The sequence below is a fragment of the Bacteroides faecis genome, from assembly GCF_020091505.1.
Taxonomy (GTDB): Bacteria; Bacteroidota; Bacteroidia; order Bacteroidales; family Bacteroidaceae; genus Bacteroides; species Bacteroides faecis.
The window spans coordinates 4312664-4327082 of sequence record NZ_CP081916.1 but is presented as its reverse complement, the minus strand read 5'-3'; the positions used below and the strand labels follow the sequence as shown (position 1 = coordinate 4327082).

General features: G+C 41.1%; 15 protein-coding genes. 5 read left to right on the top strand and 10 right to left on the bottom strand.

The window, feature by feature from the left end; all coding sequences use genetic code 11:
* Position 1 precedes the first annotated feature (1 nt).
* Together K6V30_RS17110 and K6V30_RS17105 are read left to right on the top strand one after the other, a co-directional pair.
* A complete protein-coding gene (locus K6V30_RS17110; RefSeq protein WP_010537955.1) occupies positions 2 to 496 on the top strand; it encodes a threonine/serine exporter family protein in 495 nt (164 codons plus the stop codon).
* A gap of 12 nt (positions 497 to 508) precedes the next feature.
* Positions 509 to 1237 carry a DUF6064 family protein gene (locus K6V30_RS17105; RefSeq protein ID WP_010537956.1) on the top strand — a complete coding sequence of 243 codons (729 nt, stop codon included), beginning with the start codon at positions 509 to 511 and terminating at the stop codon, positions 1235 to 1237.
* A 94-nt stretch (positions 1238 to 1331) separates the two neighbouring features.
* Here K6V30_RS17105 and K6V30_RS17100 read toward each other — a convergent pair whose 3' ends face one another.
* The 8 genes from K6V30_RS17100 to K6V30_RS17065 form a co-directional block, all read right to left on the bottom strand.
* The gene (locus K6V30_RS17100; RefSeq protein WP_224207173.1) at positions 1332 to 2993 is read right to left on the bottom strand and encodes an IS1182 family transposase; all 1662 of its coding nucleotides are present in this window, start codon (positions 2991 to 2993) and stop codon (positions 1332 to 1334) included.
* A gap of 122 nt (positions 2994 to 3115) precedes the next feature.
* A complete protein-coding gene (locus K6V30_RS17095) occupies positions 3116 to 3592 on the bottom strand; it encodes a PepSY-like domain-containing protein (protein ID WP_022301497.1) in 477 nt (158 codons plus the stop codon).
* Between the two features lie 149 nt (positions 3593 to 3741).
* A complete protein-coding gene (locus tag K6V30_RS17090; protein ID WP_010538119.1) occupies positions 3742 to 5439 on the bottom strand; it encodes an alpha-amylase family protein in 1698 nt (565 codons plus the stop codon).
* A gap of 49 nt (positions 5440 to 5488) precedes the next feature.
* Positions 5489 to 6295 carry a patatin-like phospholipase family protein gene (locus K6V30_RS17085; RefSeq protein ID WP_010538118.1) on the bottom strand — a complete coding sequence of 269 codons (807 nt, stop codon included), beginning with the start codon at positions 6293 to 6295 and terminating at the stop codon, positions 5489 to 5491.
* 91 nt (positions 6296 to 6386) lie between these two features.
* Complete coding sequence (locus K6V30_RS17080; RefSeq protein ID WP_055268753.1) at positions 6387 to 7955, bottom strand: 4Fe-4S binding protein; 1569 nt, start codon at positions 7953 to 7955, stop codon at positions 6387 to 6389.
* Positions 7956 to 7961: 6 nt separating this feature from the next.
* A complete protein-coding gene (locus K6V30_RS17075) occupies positions 7962 to 8897 on the bottom strand; it encodes a DUF362 domain-containing protein (protein ID WP_010538116.1) in 936 nt (311 codons plus the stop codon).
* A 14-nt stretch (positions 8898 to 8911) separates the two neighbouring features.
* Positions 8912 to 9427, bottom strand: a complete 516-nt coding sequence (locus K6V30_RS17070) for a hypothetical protein (RefSeq protein WP_055268903.1) — start codon at positions 9425 to 9427, stop codon at positions 8912 to 8914.
* Positions 9428 to 10003: 576 nt separating this feature from the next.
* Entirely contained in the window at positions 10004 to 10891 is an 888-nt protein-coding gene (locus K6V30_RS17065; protein WP_055268754.1) for a polyphosphate kinase 2 family protein, read from the bottom strand.
* 263 nt (positions 10892 to 11154) lie between these two features.
* On the opposite strand from K6V30_RS17065, the gene K6V30_RS17060 reads away from it, so the two are divergent.
* On the top strand, positions 11155 to 11469 hold the full coding sequence (locus K6V30_RS17060; RefSeq protein ID WP_010538113.1) for a hypothetical protein: 315 nt from the start codon (positions 11155 to 11157) through the stop codon (positions 11467 to 11469).
* 182 nt (positions 11470 to 11651) lie between these two features.
* Positions 11652 to 11822 carry a D-alanyl-alanine synthetase A gene (locus K6V30_RS17055; RefSeq protein ID WP_010538112.1) on the top strand — a complete coding sequence of 57 codons (171 nt, stop codon included), beginning with the start codon at positions 11652 to 11654 and terminating at the stop codon, positions 11820 to 11822.
* Positions 11823 to 12073: 251 nt separating this feature from the next.
* Here K6V30_RS17055 and K6V30_RS17050 read toward each other — a convergent pair whose 3' ends face one another.
* Both K6V30_RS17050 and K6V30_RS17045 read right to left on the bottom strand, forming a co-directional pair.
* Positions 12074 to 12580, bottom strand: coding sequence for a GNAT family N-acetyltransferase (locus K6V30_RS17050; RefSeq protein WP_010538111.1), 507 nt, complete (start codon positions 12578 to 12580; stop codon positions 12074 to 12076).
* Between the two features lie 4 nt (positions 12581 to 12584).
* Positions 12585 to 13307, bottom strand: a complete 723-nt coding sequence (locus K6V30_RS17045) for a DUF169 domain-containing protein (protein WP_010538110.1) — start codon at positions 13305 to 13307, stop codon at positions 12585 to 12587.
* Between the two features lie 199 nt (positions 13308 to 13506).
* Between K6V30_RS17045 and K6V30_RS17040 the strand changes: the two genes are divergently transcribed.
* Positions 13507 to 14403 (top strand): DUF6268 family outer membrane beta-barrel protein, encoded by an 897-nt coding sequence (locus tag K6V30_RS17040; protein ID WP_055268755.1) that lies wholly within the window; start codon positions 13507 to 13509, stop codon positions 14401 to 14403.
* The last annotated feature ends 16 nt before the right edge of the window (positions 14404 to 14419 follow it).

Here is a 14419-nt window from a genome sequence, read left to right as displayed (position 1 = left end):
TATGGTAGCACTTGATATTCTTTCTGACGGTTTCTTTGCAGCAATAGCAGGTATCGGATTCGGCGCAATCTCCGATCCTCCTTTGCGTGCTTTCAAGATGATTGCGATATTGGCAGCATTAGGCCATGCGTGTCGTTTCTGCCTGATGACTTACCTAGGCGTAGACATTGCTACAGCTTCTTTATTTGGTGGTTTGGTAATAGGTTTCGGCAGCTTATGGCTGGGAAAGAAAGTCTATTGTCCGATGACAGTACTTTATATTCCGGCATTGCTTCCGATGATTCCCGGAAAGTTTGCCTACAATATGGTTTTCTCGCTTATCATGTGTCTGCAGACAGTGAATAAGCCGGAAATGCATGACAAGTATATAGAAATGCAGGAAATGTTCTTCTCCAATTCTTTGGTAGCAAGTACAGTCATTTTTATGCTGGCAGTAGGAGCAACATTCCCAATGTTTATTTTCCCACGCAGAGCCTTTTCGTTAACAAGACATTAATAAACTACTTTTATGGAGATTTTTTGGAGAACAATAGCATATTATAATTCGGCTACCTGGATTTTACAAATAGTTGTCATTCTGATAGGTATCGTGCTGACTGCATTACTCATCAAGAAACCACGTCCGTGGGTGAAGATGGGAATGAAGCTCTATATGATAGGACTTTATTCATGGATTTCTATTGTATATTACTATATATATTGCGAAGAACGTAGCTATAACGGAGTAATGGCGATGTTTTGGGGAGTAATGGCCATCATTTGGGTATGGGATGCCATTACGGGATATACCACCTTCGAACGTACGCACAAATATGACGTATTGTCCTACGTCTTGTTGGCAATGCCTTTCATATATCCTATGGTATCGTTAGCACGCGGACTTTCTTTCCCGGAAATGACTTCTCCGGTGATGCCTTGTTCCGTAGTTGTATTTACGATTGGTTTATTATTGCTCTTTGCTTACAAAGTAAATATGTTCCTGGTACTTTTCCTCTGTCACTGGTCATTGATAGGGTTGTCCAAAACTTATTTCTTCCAGATTCCCGAAGATTTTCTTTTGGCTAGTGCCACCATTCCGGGTCTGTACCTTTTCTTCAGAGAGTATTTTCTGAACAACCTTCATGCAGACACCAAACCGAAAGCCAAATATATAAACTGGCTTCTGATTACGGTTTGTGTCGGACTGGCTGTATTACTGACAACCACAATGTTTCTGGAACTGGTACCGAAAAACTGATTCGGAACAAAAATATATAAATACATGAGGTTGTGTCAAAACGTTGGCACAACCTTTTTTTTACGTTTTACAGTCCTGCTATATTTTCTTTTGCTTATGATGCTTTTTTCTGATTCATTTGGTAAGACGTTGCTATCTTCCACTTGTAGCGGTTTATAAATAGCCCAATAAGCATAGATTTAGCAAATGTAATGAGTCCCTTTCCTGCCTTTCTCAGTTTTGCACACATCTTTTTGATATTAAAAGCTATGGCAAAGAAGGCAAAGTCCATTGTCACCTTGTCTTCTCCCACATGCCGGAACCTTCTGTATGCCATGTTGTATTTCATTTGTCCAAAAACAGCTTCCGGTTCTATACACCGCCTGCCTCTATGCCTGATTCCTTCTTTTGAGAGCAACCTTTCCCGGGCTTGTCGTTTGTATTGGTTTAACCGGTGGTTGACTTCTATCATACGGTTCCCCCGTGCTTTAAAACAACTTCCACGCAAAGGACAGCCCTCGCATCTTTGTGCCTTATACCGGGCACTTTCGGTGGTGTATCCGCTCACCGTTCTGTCACGTTTGGTTCCTATGCGGTTCATGTGCTGCCCCATCGGACAAACGTAATAATCCCCTTCCGCATTGTAATGGAGACTTTCCGCATGGAACGGGTTGGACGTATAACGGGGACGCTGTTCTTTATGGAAGTAGTTGTACTTGACAAAGGCTTCTATCCCGTTCTCCTGCATGAACCGGTAATTTTCTTCCGAGCCGTAACCGGAGTCTGCCACACCGATAGCAGGTAAGCGGTTATAGCGGTGCCGGAAGGAGTGGAAAAAAGGAATGAGGGTCAGCGTATCGGTAGGGTTGGGAAACAGTCGGAAGTCTATGATGAATTGGTTTTCAGTGCCTGTTTGCAAATTATATCCGGGTTTGGTCTGCCCATTCCTCATGGCGTCTTCTTTCATGCGCATGAATGTGGCATCAGGATCGGTCTTGGAATAGGAATTACGTTCTCCAAGGACATCAAGGTGATTGTCGTATTCCATCAGCTTGTCACGATACCCTTCAAGTTCCCTGACCTGTTTCTTTTTCTCCCGCAGGGTTTTCTTTTCTTCCTTGTCCTTTGTTGCAGGCCGGTGTTCCAGGGCTTCTTTAAGTTCATTCGCTATGCCCGAGAGCATGGAGGGAGTGAACTCCACGGATGTGTCTTTTACGGAGTTCTCCTGTGCAATGGTTTCATCCACCTGCTCCAGAAGGATGCGGATCTTATCCATCAACCTTGTACGGTTCCTTTCGACTGTCTTGCGCCAGACAAAAGTATATTTGTTGGTCTTGGACTCGATCTTGGTACCGTCGATATACTCCACGTCAAGACTGATGAAACCTTTGTCGGCAAGGACAAGAACCAACTGCGTGAATACGTTGTTTATTTCCTCCTTTACACGGTTACGAAAACGGTTGATGGTAATAAAATCCGGATGCTCATTACCGGCAAGCCAGATATAATGGATGTCACGCAAAAGAAGCTTCTCGATTTTACGGCAGGAATAGATATTGTTCATGTAAGCGTAGATAATGACCTTGAGCATCATCTTAGGATGATAGGCTGAGCGCCCAGTTTCTTTATAAAGCTTCTTGAAATTATCAAGATTGAGATTATCAACAACTGCATTGACGATGCGGACAGGGTCGTTCGCAGCTATGTTTTCATCAATTCTTTGTGGAAAAAGAACGGTTTGGTTGGGAATGTAAGGACGAAAATGTAACTTTGCCATAACGAAAATGTAATGCCTAAAGTTACAAAAAAATTAGGTAATAACAAAGCCCGGGCTTGGGAAAGTCTGGGCTTTGCGCATAAAAAAAAGTTGTGCCAGCATTTTGACACAACCTCTTTACTTTATAAAAATGTTCCCGGTCCGAGAATGTCGTACATGTAACTGACATTGCGGGTTTTCAGCAACCTTCCTTGTGGAGAATAGAAAAGCTGATATTTGATATCTACGTTATCTTGTCCTACTTTGATGACAATGATTGCCTGCCATTTAGGAAACTCCACCATGGTTACATCATCTACTACCCAACTGGCGTAAGGACCGGATACAAATGCATTGTATACAGTAGGTGTCACCCGGTCGAGACTGACAAGGTCGGTCTGTGTCATTTGCCATTGGGCTTGAGCATTGAACCAGACGCTTTTAGTAAATCCATTCATTACGAAGTTTGCACAATAGTATCCATCGTCTTGCGACCAGGCTACACCGTTGGCTTTGGGGTACATCTTTTTGAAGTTAGTCTGTACATTGCCGGGTGGTAAGATTGCGAAGGCAGATACGGATAATAACCATATGACTGCCAAAAAACTAATTCTTTTCATAAGGAGCTGTTGAGGTAATTATTTATCTAACTAAACAGCCTTCGAGAATTTTTGTTTTCAGCGGGGAAATATAAAATGAAGAATGATGAATGAAGAATTACTTTGCAGTGTGATAGCGCAGCCAATTCTTCATTCATCATTCTTCATTATCAGAAAGTAATTTTTAGAATCTTTCCATTATAAGCGCCTACAGAAATTTCAGTGGCTTTATAAGGTAATAAACAGATTTCCTCTTTGGCACCGGTCAATAAGTCTGTGGCCTGATACTTCTCCATTTGTGGTATCTGAAGGAAATCAAACGCATGAGAAGGTATATTGATTGCGATATCAACCAGTTGGCTGTCGAAATTGACAATAATGAACAATAACTCATTCTTATACTTTCGCATAAAAGTATATTGCTTATGTTCATCAAAACGCCATCCGTTTTTATTGGCGTACATCAGGTCGAAGAATACTCCTTTTGCGATAGCTGTCTCTTCATTGCACAGAGTCAGCACTTTCTGATAAATGCTGTGCAAACGTTTATGCTCTTCGGTCAGCATTTTACCATCAAACTTACCGCCATTGCGCCAGCGACGGATCGTATCCACACTCCAGTAATCAAATATCGTAGTTCGTCCGTCTCTTCCGCTGAAACCTTCGCTATCCATTCCCAGTTCTCCGAACTCCTGACCGAAATAGATCATCATAGGATTGGTATTCATGCAGGCGGAAACTATCAGAGCAGGGATTCCTTTACGCGGATCTCCGGCGAAGAAATCAGAAGCGATACGTTGCTCGTCATGATTTTCCAGAAAGTTCAGCATTTGCTTTTCTATTCCGTTCAGACTTTGCCAACAGTGAGTGATAGAAGCTGCAGATTCATAACCGCAAGCTACATTACGAAGTGTGTCATATAGGCCGACCTTATCATATAGATAATCAAATTTTCCACGAAACAGATAATTACGGTATTCGTTGGGATTGTAAACCTCTGCGATAAAAATAATTTCCGGATATGCTTCTTTCACTTGTGGAATAGCCCATTCCCAAAATTCTACAGGAACCATTTCCGCCATATCACAACGGAAACCGTCAATACCTTTTGAGGCCCAGAATAAGAGAATGTCCAGCATCTTTATCCACGTATCCGGAGTTGGCGAGAAGTGGCATGTACCACCATTCAGATAATCCACCCCATAGTTCAGCTTGATGGTTTCGTACCAGTCGTTAATATTCGGAGTAGCGTCAAAACGATTGTTTCCTGTTGCTTTGGCCGGATATTCGTGGTAGGGTTCTGCTGCACCCTCTTTCATGTCAAACTGGGCACGCAATTCGGCCTGCGGTATGTAGTAGAAATTATTGTATGGGCTGAAGGAGTAATTTGGATCATCGTTTGCTCCCAGTTCGGTAGTGCCGTCCGGTTGTGCATCCGAGTGATATTGGCGTGCTACATGGTTGGGCACAAAATCTATAATGACTTTCAGTCCTGAACGGTGTGTCCGATGTACCAGATTCTCAAATTCCTTCATTCGCCCTGGAACATCGTTTGCTAAATCCGGATCTACGTCATAATAATCTTTGATAGCGTAGGGAGACCCCGCTTTACCTTTTACAATAGCAGGGTGGTCGGGACTTATGTTGTAGCGGCGGTAGTCTGTTTGTGTAGCATGTTCGATAATGCCTGTATACCAAATATGGGTAGCACCCAACTTTTTGATTTCTCCAAGTGCTTTGAGCGTGAAATCAGCCATTTTGCCACATCCGTTGGCGGTAATGTCTCCATTGTAGACACAATGATTGTTATTGTTTCCAAACAGGCGTGTAAACACCTGATAGATAATCATTTTGTTTTCGTTGTTCATATAGAGTAGATTTTATTTCATATCATAAATGTTTTCTAGAAAAAGGTAGTTATTTCCATATCTTCCCTTTTTCCGCCAGCGTCTGGTCGATCAGATCATTGGCTATTTTGTACCCTTGCTCAAAGATTTCCTCGGCTTTTTCCAACTCTGTATTGCTATATCCATAGAGATTGTAGGGTTCGATCAGCAAGTCACATTTTTCTCTTTCGGGGAAAGTATTGGCACGAAACATGAAATGGAATGAACGCATGGCAATGCTTACAATATTCATTTTATAGTCTTGTGCCATGATGGGACTTACATTGACAGCTACAACCTTGTCGCATATTCTGCGAAGGGTGGAAACCGGAAGATTCATCATTAATCCGCCATCTACGTAATTTGTCCCGTCGATGTTGACGGGAGCAAACATGACAGGCATACAGCAGGAGGCGGCAACACGTTCGGCTATAGAGCCACGGTGAAAATGAACCATACGTCCGTGGTCAAGATCGGTAGCCGTGATTATCATAGGAAGTTGTAACTCTTCCAGATTCTTGGCTTTCAGGTTAGTATGGAGGAAATCAATAAATTCACAGAGATCGAATAATCCCTTCTTGGGAATGACTAGCTTTGTCAAGTCCTGAAACTTATGACCGGAGAAGTAATCAAGCACTTTGTGAGGTTCATTTCCGTCGGCATAAAAAACTCCGGCAAGTGCACCGGCACTTACACCGGAGATAATATCCGGTTTGATGTCATGCTCCAGCAGAGCCTGCATCACCCCCAAATGTGCAAATCCTTTAATAAATCCTCCGCTTAAAGCATAGCCTATCTGATATTTATGACTATTCCAGTTATTAGTGAATACCTCCATGAATTACTTTCTTTTTTTAGTTCGCCACGAATTTAGTGAATTTATTGAAAGTAGGAGGAATATAATGGATAGTTTTTTGGGTAAGACACGGCTAGAATCCGAAATCGTCAATCTCGACTTTATGTTCTTCTGATTCTTTGAAAGGTTTTGCTTCTTTCTGTACAGGATTGCCTTCAATGTATACAGCGCGGAACGGACGGGCAGGACAGACGTATTCGCAGCCACCGCATCCGACACAGATCTCTGTATTGATATGAGGGATGGTCAATCCGTCTTTGTATGGTACCATAGCAATGGCTTGCGTAGGACAATGCTCGGAACATGCTCCACAACTGGTTCCGTCTGTAAGGACAATGCAATTTTCTTCTATAAAGACAACGTATCCCATCTGAGTGAGATGTTTTTGCTCTACCGTTAATGGAGGAATAGCACCGTTAGGACAAACATCACCACATACGGTACAGTCGAAGTTACAGAATCCTTTTTCGAAACTGACAGTCGGTTGCATTATGCCTCCTAGTCCGTATTCCATGAAAGCGGGCTTCAATACATGCGACGGGCATTTGCTGACACAAAGATGGCAGGATGTACAATGTTGCTGAAAACGTTTCTGGCTGACAGATCCCGGAGGCGTAATCGGATTTTCTTTTTTGTATGCTGTTTTGCCTTCCATAGTCGCAATGGATTCCTGTACTTTCGAAAGAAGCTTGGGAGCTGCTCCGGCAGTGGCTAATCCGGCAAGCAGGAAACGGCGTTTGGAAGAGTCTGCTGTAGCTGAAGATTGCTCTGCTGTTGTCGAAGTTGGATTTTCTACAGCAGATGATAACTGTTGTTTCTTTAAAGCAGGGGCATAAACCAACGCTTTCTGTTTACAAGCTTCGAGGCAGTCGAAACAATCTACGCAACGGCTGTAGTCAATCGTATGCTCTTTATTATGAATACAGGCTGCCTTGCATTTGGTAGCACAGAGCCCGCAACCATTACATTTCGCAGTATCAATGCGGACTTTAAACAAAGAATAACGGCTCAGCAGTCCCAATACTGTACCTACCGGACAGATGGTGTTGCACCACGTACGTCCGTGTTTCCATGCCAATATCATAATGACTGCAAAGGTCATTATCGCTATGAGAAGGGAAGAAAGACTTACTATCGAGGTATCTACCTGATAAAATGTGTAATTATCGAATCTGGAAAATATAGACTCCAGCAGATTGTTTCCCAGCATGTATACGGGTTTAAAGATATGTACAATGATACGTCCATAAGCACTATACGGGTCCAGTAGTCCCAATACTGCTACAAATCCGCATACGGAAGCAATAACTGTCACTCCGAGTACTGTCCATCTCAGTATATTTTTTGCAGGACTGTATTTATATCTTTTTTTCTTTTTTCCTGTAGACTTTGAAATACGTGCTATGACATCCTGCAATATTCCCATCGGACAGATGGTGGAACAATAGATACGTCCGAATAACAGGGTTAACGCAATCAGTACAATCAGTATGCCTATGCTGAGAGATAGCACGGCAGGGACAAACTGTATATGTGCCAACCGATGAAAGCTATTCGGCAAAATGTCCGCAAAATCGAGAAAATAAAAAGTAATCAGTGCAAAAAGGACCACTGACATTCCGATACGTATCTTTCTTAACATGGTGGCTTACATCTTAATTCGCTTGACATTCAATTGGTCGATGTTCATTGTTCCTATTTTCAGTGCTTCTCCTTTGGCGAGGTGTCCTACGGTATCCAGCGGCATTTCGCGTACTTGGTTAAAGAATTTGGCTGCGGCTGTATCTACGGCAACAATATCGGGTGAGATAAACAGTCCTTTCGCCAACACCACGTCCGATTCTGAACGTCCCCGTGGCCCATTTGTTTTCATGATGCGGTAGGCGTCTACGACATTAAGTACAGCTTTCTTTTCCAGTGTACAGATATCTGCGATACATTGCTGCAAGTCGTTTTGATGGAAAAATCCCCGGTCCCAGACGATACCCATGTGATTTTTCATGGAGATAGTCAGGTTGGCACCTCCATGATTTTTCAGGATGGGGACATTAATCCACACATCACAATTCAAGATGGCTTCATGTACCTTCGCTTTCTTCATTTTTTGTCCTTTTGGCAAATCAATAGGTTTGTAGTAAGATTCCAGATGAGCCGGCATCACTTTGGCTCCGGCTTCTTTTGCCGCAGCTTCGATACCACTGTTTTTATAGCATTTTTGCCAGTCGTCGCAGGTATGGTCGAATACGGTGACCTCTTTGGCTCCGGCAGCAAAGCATTGCTTGATGATTTCCGTGATTAGTTTAGGATTGGTGTTTCCCGCCAGTTCGGGCACTTTATCCCATCCGATATTAGGCTTCACTACTACTTTCTGCCCAGGCTTGATGAATTGTTTCATGCCACCCAGTTCGCTGATGGCACGACGGAACATAACTTCCGGTTCACCGCCCATAACGGCTACCAGATCCGGCTTGTCACCATTGGCTTTATTAATTGTCTGAGTCAGTATTTCCATCGCCTCTGAACGCTGTATAGTCATGGCGGCACCAGTAATAGCTACTGTTTTAAAAAAATCCCTTCTGTCCATCTTTCTTTTTTAGTTTAGAGTTTTGCAATTGCTTTTAGCAGGGCGTAGCCGCCAAACCATTGAATAAGTATGCCCGGAATGCCGATACGAAAGTCTTGTACTGCGATATGGAAATCTCCTTCAATCATCCACTCAAAGGCTGTTCCGATCAGTTGATAAGAAAGCACTACTCCAAGAATAGCTAATAAAGATACAGATTTTACACGGTGTGCTGCAAGGGCGGAGGCACCGGCAAGTAAAGTTGATTTTATCAGTATAATTGGGAGAACGGCTTCGGATGGCATGTCAAACAATAAATGATTAATGACGGGCGAAAGGATGGCTGTCAGTAAGCCTACCCGAAAGCCATATTTATAAGCGGCGATTAGGGTAAAGAAGTAAATCGGTAATAAAGTCGGTCCACCATAAGGTACGAGGTGGCACAGTTGTGGAAGTGCGATGTTGCCTGCTACAAATAACAGGGTGAACAGATAAGTTTTCACATTGCTGTAATTCAGCGAATAGAGTTTGGCTTTGGCAGATGTTTCCATTTTCATTGATGACTTTAATGTTTAGATGATAATATCTTAAAGATTAGACTATTCTATTTCGGAAAAGTTTAATCTGCATTAGATGATTTTGTAATTCATAGTCCCACCGGGAGTTTTGATGTTTACAAAAATAATGTTATTTTTTGATGATACGTACAATTTTATTATTTTTTGTTTTTTATGTTTGGAAAAATGGATGAGAACATAGTAAACTTCTTTCTGGCTTTATGAAAAAAATGTATGTTTTATGAATAAACGATGATTGCGTTTATAATAAATTCCGTGATAGTTTATTATAAACGGTATCCAAGTTTATTATAAACTCTATTTTCCTGTTTTTGGCTATTTAAACGACTTTTTTACAACAAAAAAGGCTGCAACTTCACATGGAAGCTGTAGCCTTTATTTTATAGGTTGATAGTATTTAGCTCGATTTATATCCGCAAATGGAGCTGTTTTGTTGTCATATTATACTTGTTTTGGTTAAGAGTTCATTGCTTCTGCTTACAAATATACAACATTAAAAGGCGTTTGTCAAGTCCCGGAAAAACTGGAAAAGACAGTGCATGATGCGATCTAGAAATTAATATCGGATACACTCTTTTTGCATTCTTCAAGTTTTTCTAATTCTTCTTTAGATAACTGCGGATAATGTAAATCGAGTGCTTCCATACGTGTACAGATAATGCGCCCGACTGCATATCGCATGAACCACTTATTATCGGCAGGGATTACATACCATGGAGCGATTTCTGTAGATGTTTCCGTTAGTACATCCGAATAAGCTTTCATATAGTGATTCCAGTATTGTCGTTCTTTGATATCGGCAGAGGAAAACTTCCAGTTTTTCGATTCATCGTTCAGTCTTTCCAGAAATCTTTTTTTCTGTTCTTCTTTTGAAACGTTGAGGAAGAATTTGATAATGACTGTTCCGTTTTCTGTCAGATAGCGTTCGAAATTATTAATTTGTCGGTAACGGTGTTGCCAGAAGTCAGAATCAATGTCTTCTGTTTTTGTGATATTAGGCAGCTTATTGGATAATACGATTTCGGGATGTACTTTGGCTATTAGTACATCTTCATAATGCGAACGATTAAAAATTCCGATTCGTCCCCGTTCGGGTAATGAACGGTTGATTCTCCAAAGATAATCGTGGTCCAGTTCCTCGGCAGAAGGTTGTTTGAAGGAATATACCTGGCATCCCTGTGGATTAATCCCGGACATTACATGTTTAATTGTACCATCTTTGCCGGCAGCATCCATCGCCTGAAAAATGACCAAAATAGAGTAGCAGTCTTGCGCATATAGCATACTCTGCAATTCAGATAGTCTTTCGATATCTTTGCCCAATTGCTCTTTGGCATCTTGTTTAGACATATCAGTTGTAAAGGAGGGATTGAAATCAGAGACGTGATGCTCTTTGCCCGGCTTAGCTATAAGCTCTTTTAAAATTTCCTTTTTCATTGTTATAAAATTAGGTATTTATTTATATAACACTGTGATAAGGAAATCAGTTCTTGTAAAATTGTGGTTATTGATTCACTTTTCCACAATATGTATCATCAAATTCTACATAATTCCACACTATTGTTGATGATAAAGATTTCTATATGCCTGAATATCAGTTGTATATCATTTTGTGCATTTCTGGCATCCGCTTTGCAACTTATTGAGTATAAGAGAGAATAAAACAATAACTCAATTATTCACACTAAAAAATTACGATTATGAAAAAGGTATTAGTAGCAGTAGCATTGGTAATGGGATTAGGTAGCTCTGTAGCATTTGCACAGGAAGTAAGTAACACTCCGGTTGTGGAGAATCAGACTCAGGCTCCACAAGATGAATACACAAAAGTTGAAGTGAAAGACTTGCCGGAAGCAGTGGCGCAAGCAATAGCTAAGAGCTATGAAGGTGCTACCATCAAGGAAGCGTATGTTGCCGAAAAAGAGACTGGCAAGGTTTATAAAGTAATTCTTACTACAAAAGACGCCCAGGAAGTAACCGTACTTCTGAATGAAAAAGGCGAAGAAGTGAAGTAATTAAGTAAGACTTCGAAAGTAATAACTCATGGAGATATCCCGGTTCGTGATGAATCGGGATATCTCGTTTATGTAAGATGTATAAACATAAGTATGCACAAAAAAGAGAGAAAACAACGAGTATTGAGAGGAGTCAATCCTTTTTGTTTTACCTTTGCTGTCCATCATTAAACACATAATTTATGAAACTAAAAGTTGCCGTTATATTTGGAGGAAAATCCGCTGAACATGAAGTCTCGTTGAGGTCAGCTACTAACATCTTTAATGCTGTCGACAGAGCCAGACTTATTCCTTTACTCATTGGAGTCGATAAAAATGGTGTCTGGCATTATATCCGAAGCTTTGGGAAGTAAGTGGAATTTCCTATAAAGACCTGATCACAGAACTTATTACTTTGTCTTTACTGAGAGATAATCGGGATTCGGAACTATTGACCGAAGGTTAATAGGAAAATGAAACAGGTAATGCAAGGCTGATCGAAAGGTCCGGGGAGTCATTCTTCTCTTTGTCACATCGTTGTCAGAAGGAGAATAACCGGAAAGGCACTTTTTGATCAGCCTTGACTTATTTATATGTGGTTAGTGGCCGATAACAAGACAAAGGGTTACGATTTGTTTTTCAGTAGTTCATAATAATGTGCATTAATGAACTGCCCATTTTTGAAACATGCCTTACGATGTACTCCTGTTTTCTGAAATCCGGCTTTCTCCAGCACGCGCATTGATGCGGTGTTGTATTCGTACACCGTAGCATAGATACGTATTACATCTGTATACCGGAAATAATGCTCTATTGCTTCTTTCAAAGCAGCTGTCATAATGCCTTTGTTCCAGTATGTTTCTGAAATCCAGTAGCCGGCTTCTGCATTGAAGCGTTCGACGTCAGTCCCACGAACAAATCCGATATTACCGACCGCCTCATGATTTACTTCGATACAAAATTCATTTTGTTCCACTTGTTCCGAAGCATATTTAATGAAAGCGTCAGCAGCTGTTTCTGTATATGGAAAAGGTAATCCGTCCCTACAGTTATCCCATATCTTTTTATTATTCAGATGTATCGTCAGATCTTTGGCGTCAGATTCTAGCCAAGGCCGAAGTATAAAATCCATCTTTTTATTCTTTGTGGTTATTATTGTTTCTTTCCCGGATTTTTCCCCATGCATGAGTATCAAACAGACAACTGCTGCGCATTGTCTCATACATCACTTTAAATCTCGACATTGGAATGGTATAGCTCAGTATATCAGCTTCAAAATAGGGGCGTACAGAAGGATCAAAAAAACCGATAAATGTTCTGTAGCCCCCTTTACGATTCTCTAAAATTGTCTGTGTGACCACCGAACTGCAACCGGACCCGAAGGTGGAAATGACTGTATCTTCCTTATTATTGTCGAAGAAAGCCCAGGTAGTCAGCCCGGACAATATATCCGGATTTGCCAGAAAAAGGATTCCTTCTGCTTTATCGAAGTTTTCAACTTTATCGATACGGGCAAAGTGCAGATATTGTTTTTCTGCCCGTGGCACTCCCAGTTGTTCAATAAAGCTCTTCACCATTTCCGGTGTCTGCTTATATCTCTCTTTCAGAGATACAAATGTCGGGACACGTTCGGGCATGTCAGTGAATCCGGTATAAAACTTACCGCCACCGCAACCAATTGTTTCCGCATTCAGGCTGATGGTATTACCTTCCCTGACTTTATCCATGCTTTTAAAGAAGCATCCGTTCACTTTCTCCGTTTCATTTTCAAGAATGTCCGAGTACCAGAACAGGATAGGCAATTCAGCATATTCGCCAAAGGCTTCCCGATAGTTTTCGATAAATTTTTTTATTTCCATAATTAGTCATTTATTAAATTTCAAATTCAGCCTGCATCTCAAGGGATGTACGGACAAAGTTAAAATAAAAAAGCAAAGAATGAAGAATAAAGTCAGAAAATACGTGTTTTGTATACGGGATGATAAAGTTGGTCTACTATTTCTTATGTTCGTGATATAAAGATCTATTTTTGTTTCATTCAAATTAAAATGAGAAAGAATGAAGTATGTTATAGTAAGTATGTTTACTTTACTCATGTGGATGCCGGAAGCTATGAGGGCACAAGTGATTGTCAAAACCGGATATATCTCATCTTCTTCTTACAAGGATGAGAACGGACAGGAGACAGGAGGAAAGGGAGATCTGAAATTTGTAGAAGGGAGTGTGAATGTTCCTGTATCACAGAAACTGAATGAAAGGAAGCAGCCTACTGTCTGGATAGTCTCGGCCGGAGGAGGTTATACTTCCATGAATAACAAGAATCTGCAATCTTATATAGACATCGATCAGACTATAAATTTACAATTGGGAGTAACCAACATCCGTCCGGTCAGTAAGAAATGGATGTTGCTGACTACAGTTGGTGTAGGCGTTTATACAGCTTCCGATATAAGAATGAAGAATGTTTTGGGACAGGGAGGAGCTGTCTTTATCCGGCAGTTGAAACCGAATCTGTCTCTTGGGGCCGGACTGGCGATCAATAATACGTTTGGCTATCCCATGATTTTTCCGGCCATATACTTTGATTGGAGTACGGAAGGGCGTTATGAGATCAAAGTTTCCATGATGAATGCAATGGAAGTATCGGCAGGGATGCACCTAAATAAATATCTGAAAGTTAGTTTGATGGCAGAGATGAACGGCGCGTTGGCATTAGTAGAAAGAGAAGGAAAAGATGTTATGTTCTCCCAGCAATACATCATTGTAGGATTACAGCCGGAACTGAATTTGGGGTCTTCTCTTGCTATAACTGCTACCGGTGGATTATCGTGCAGCCGGATTGCTTATTATACAACACGTACATTAAAAGCTTTTTTCAAGGATATGTCCAAAGATATCGATCCTTATTTTAAGCCGGCTATGTATGTTTCGATGGGAATGAAGTATAAGTTCTGAAAAAGTAGTAACTTTA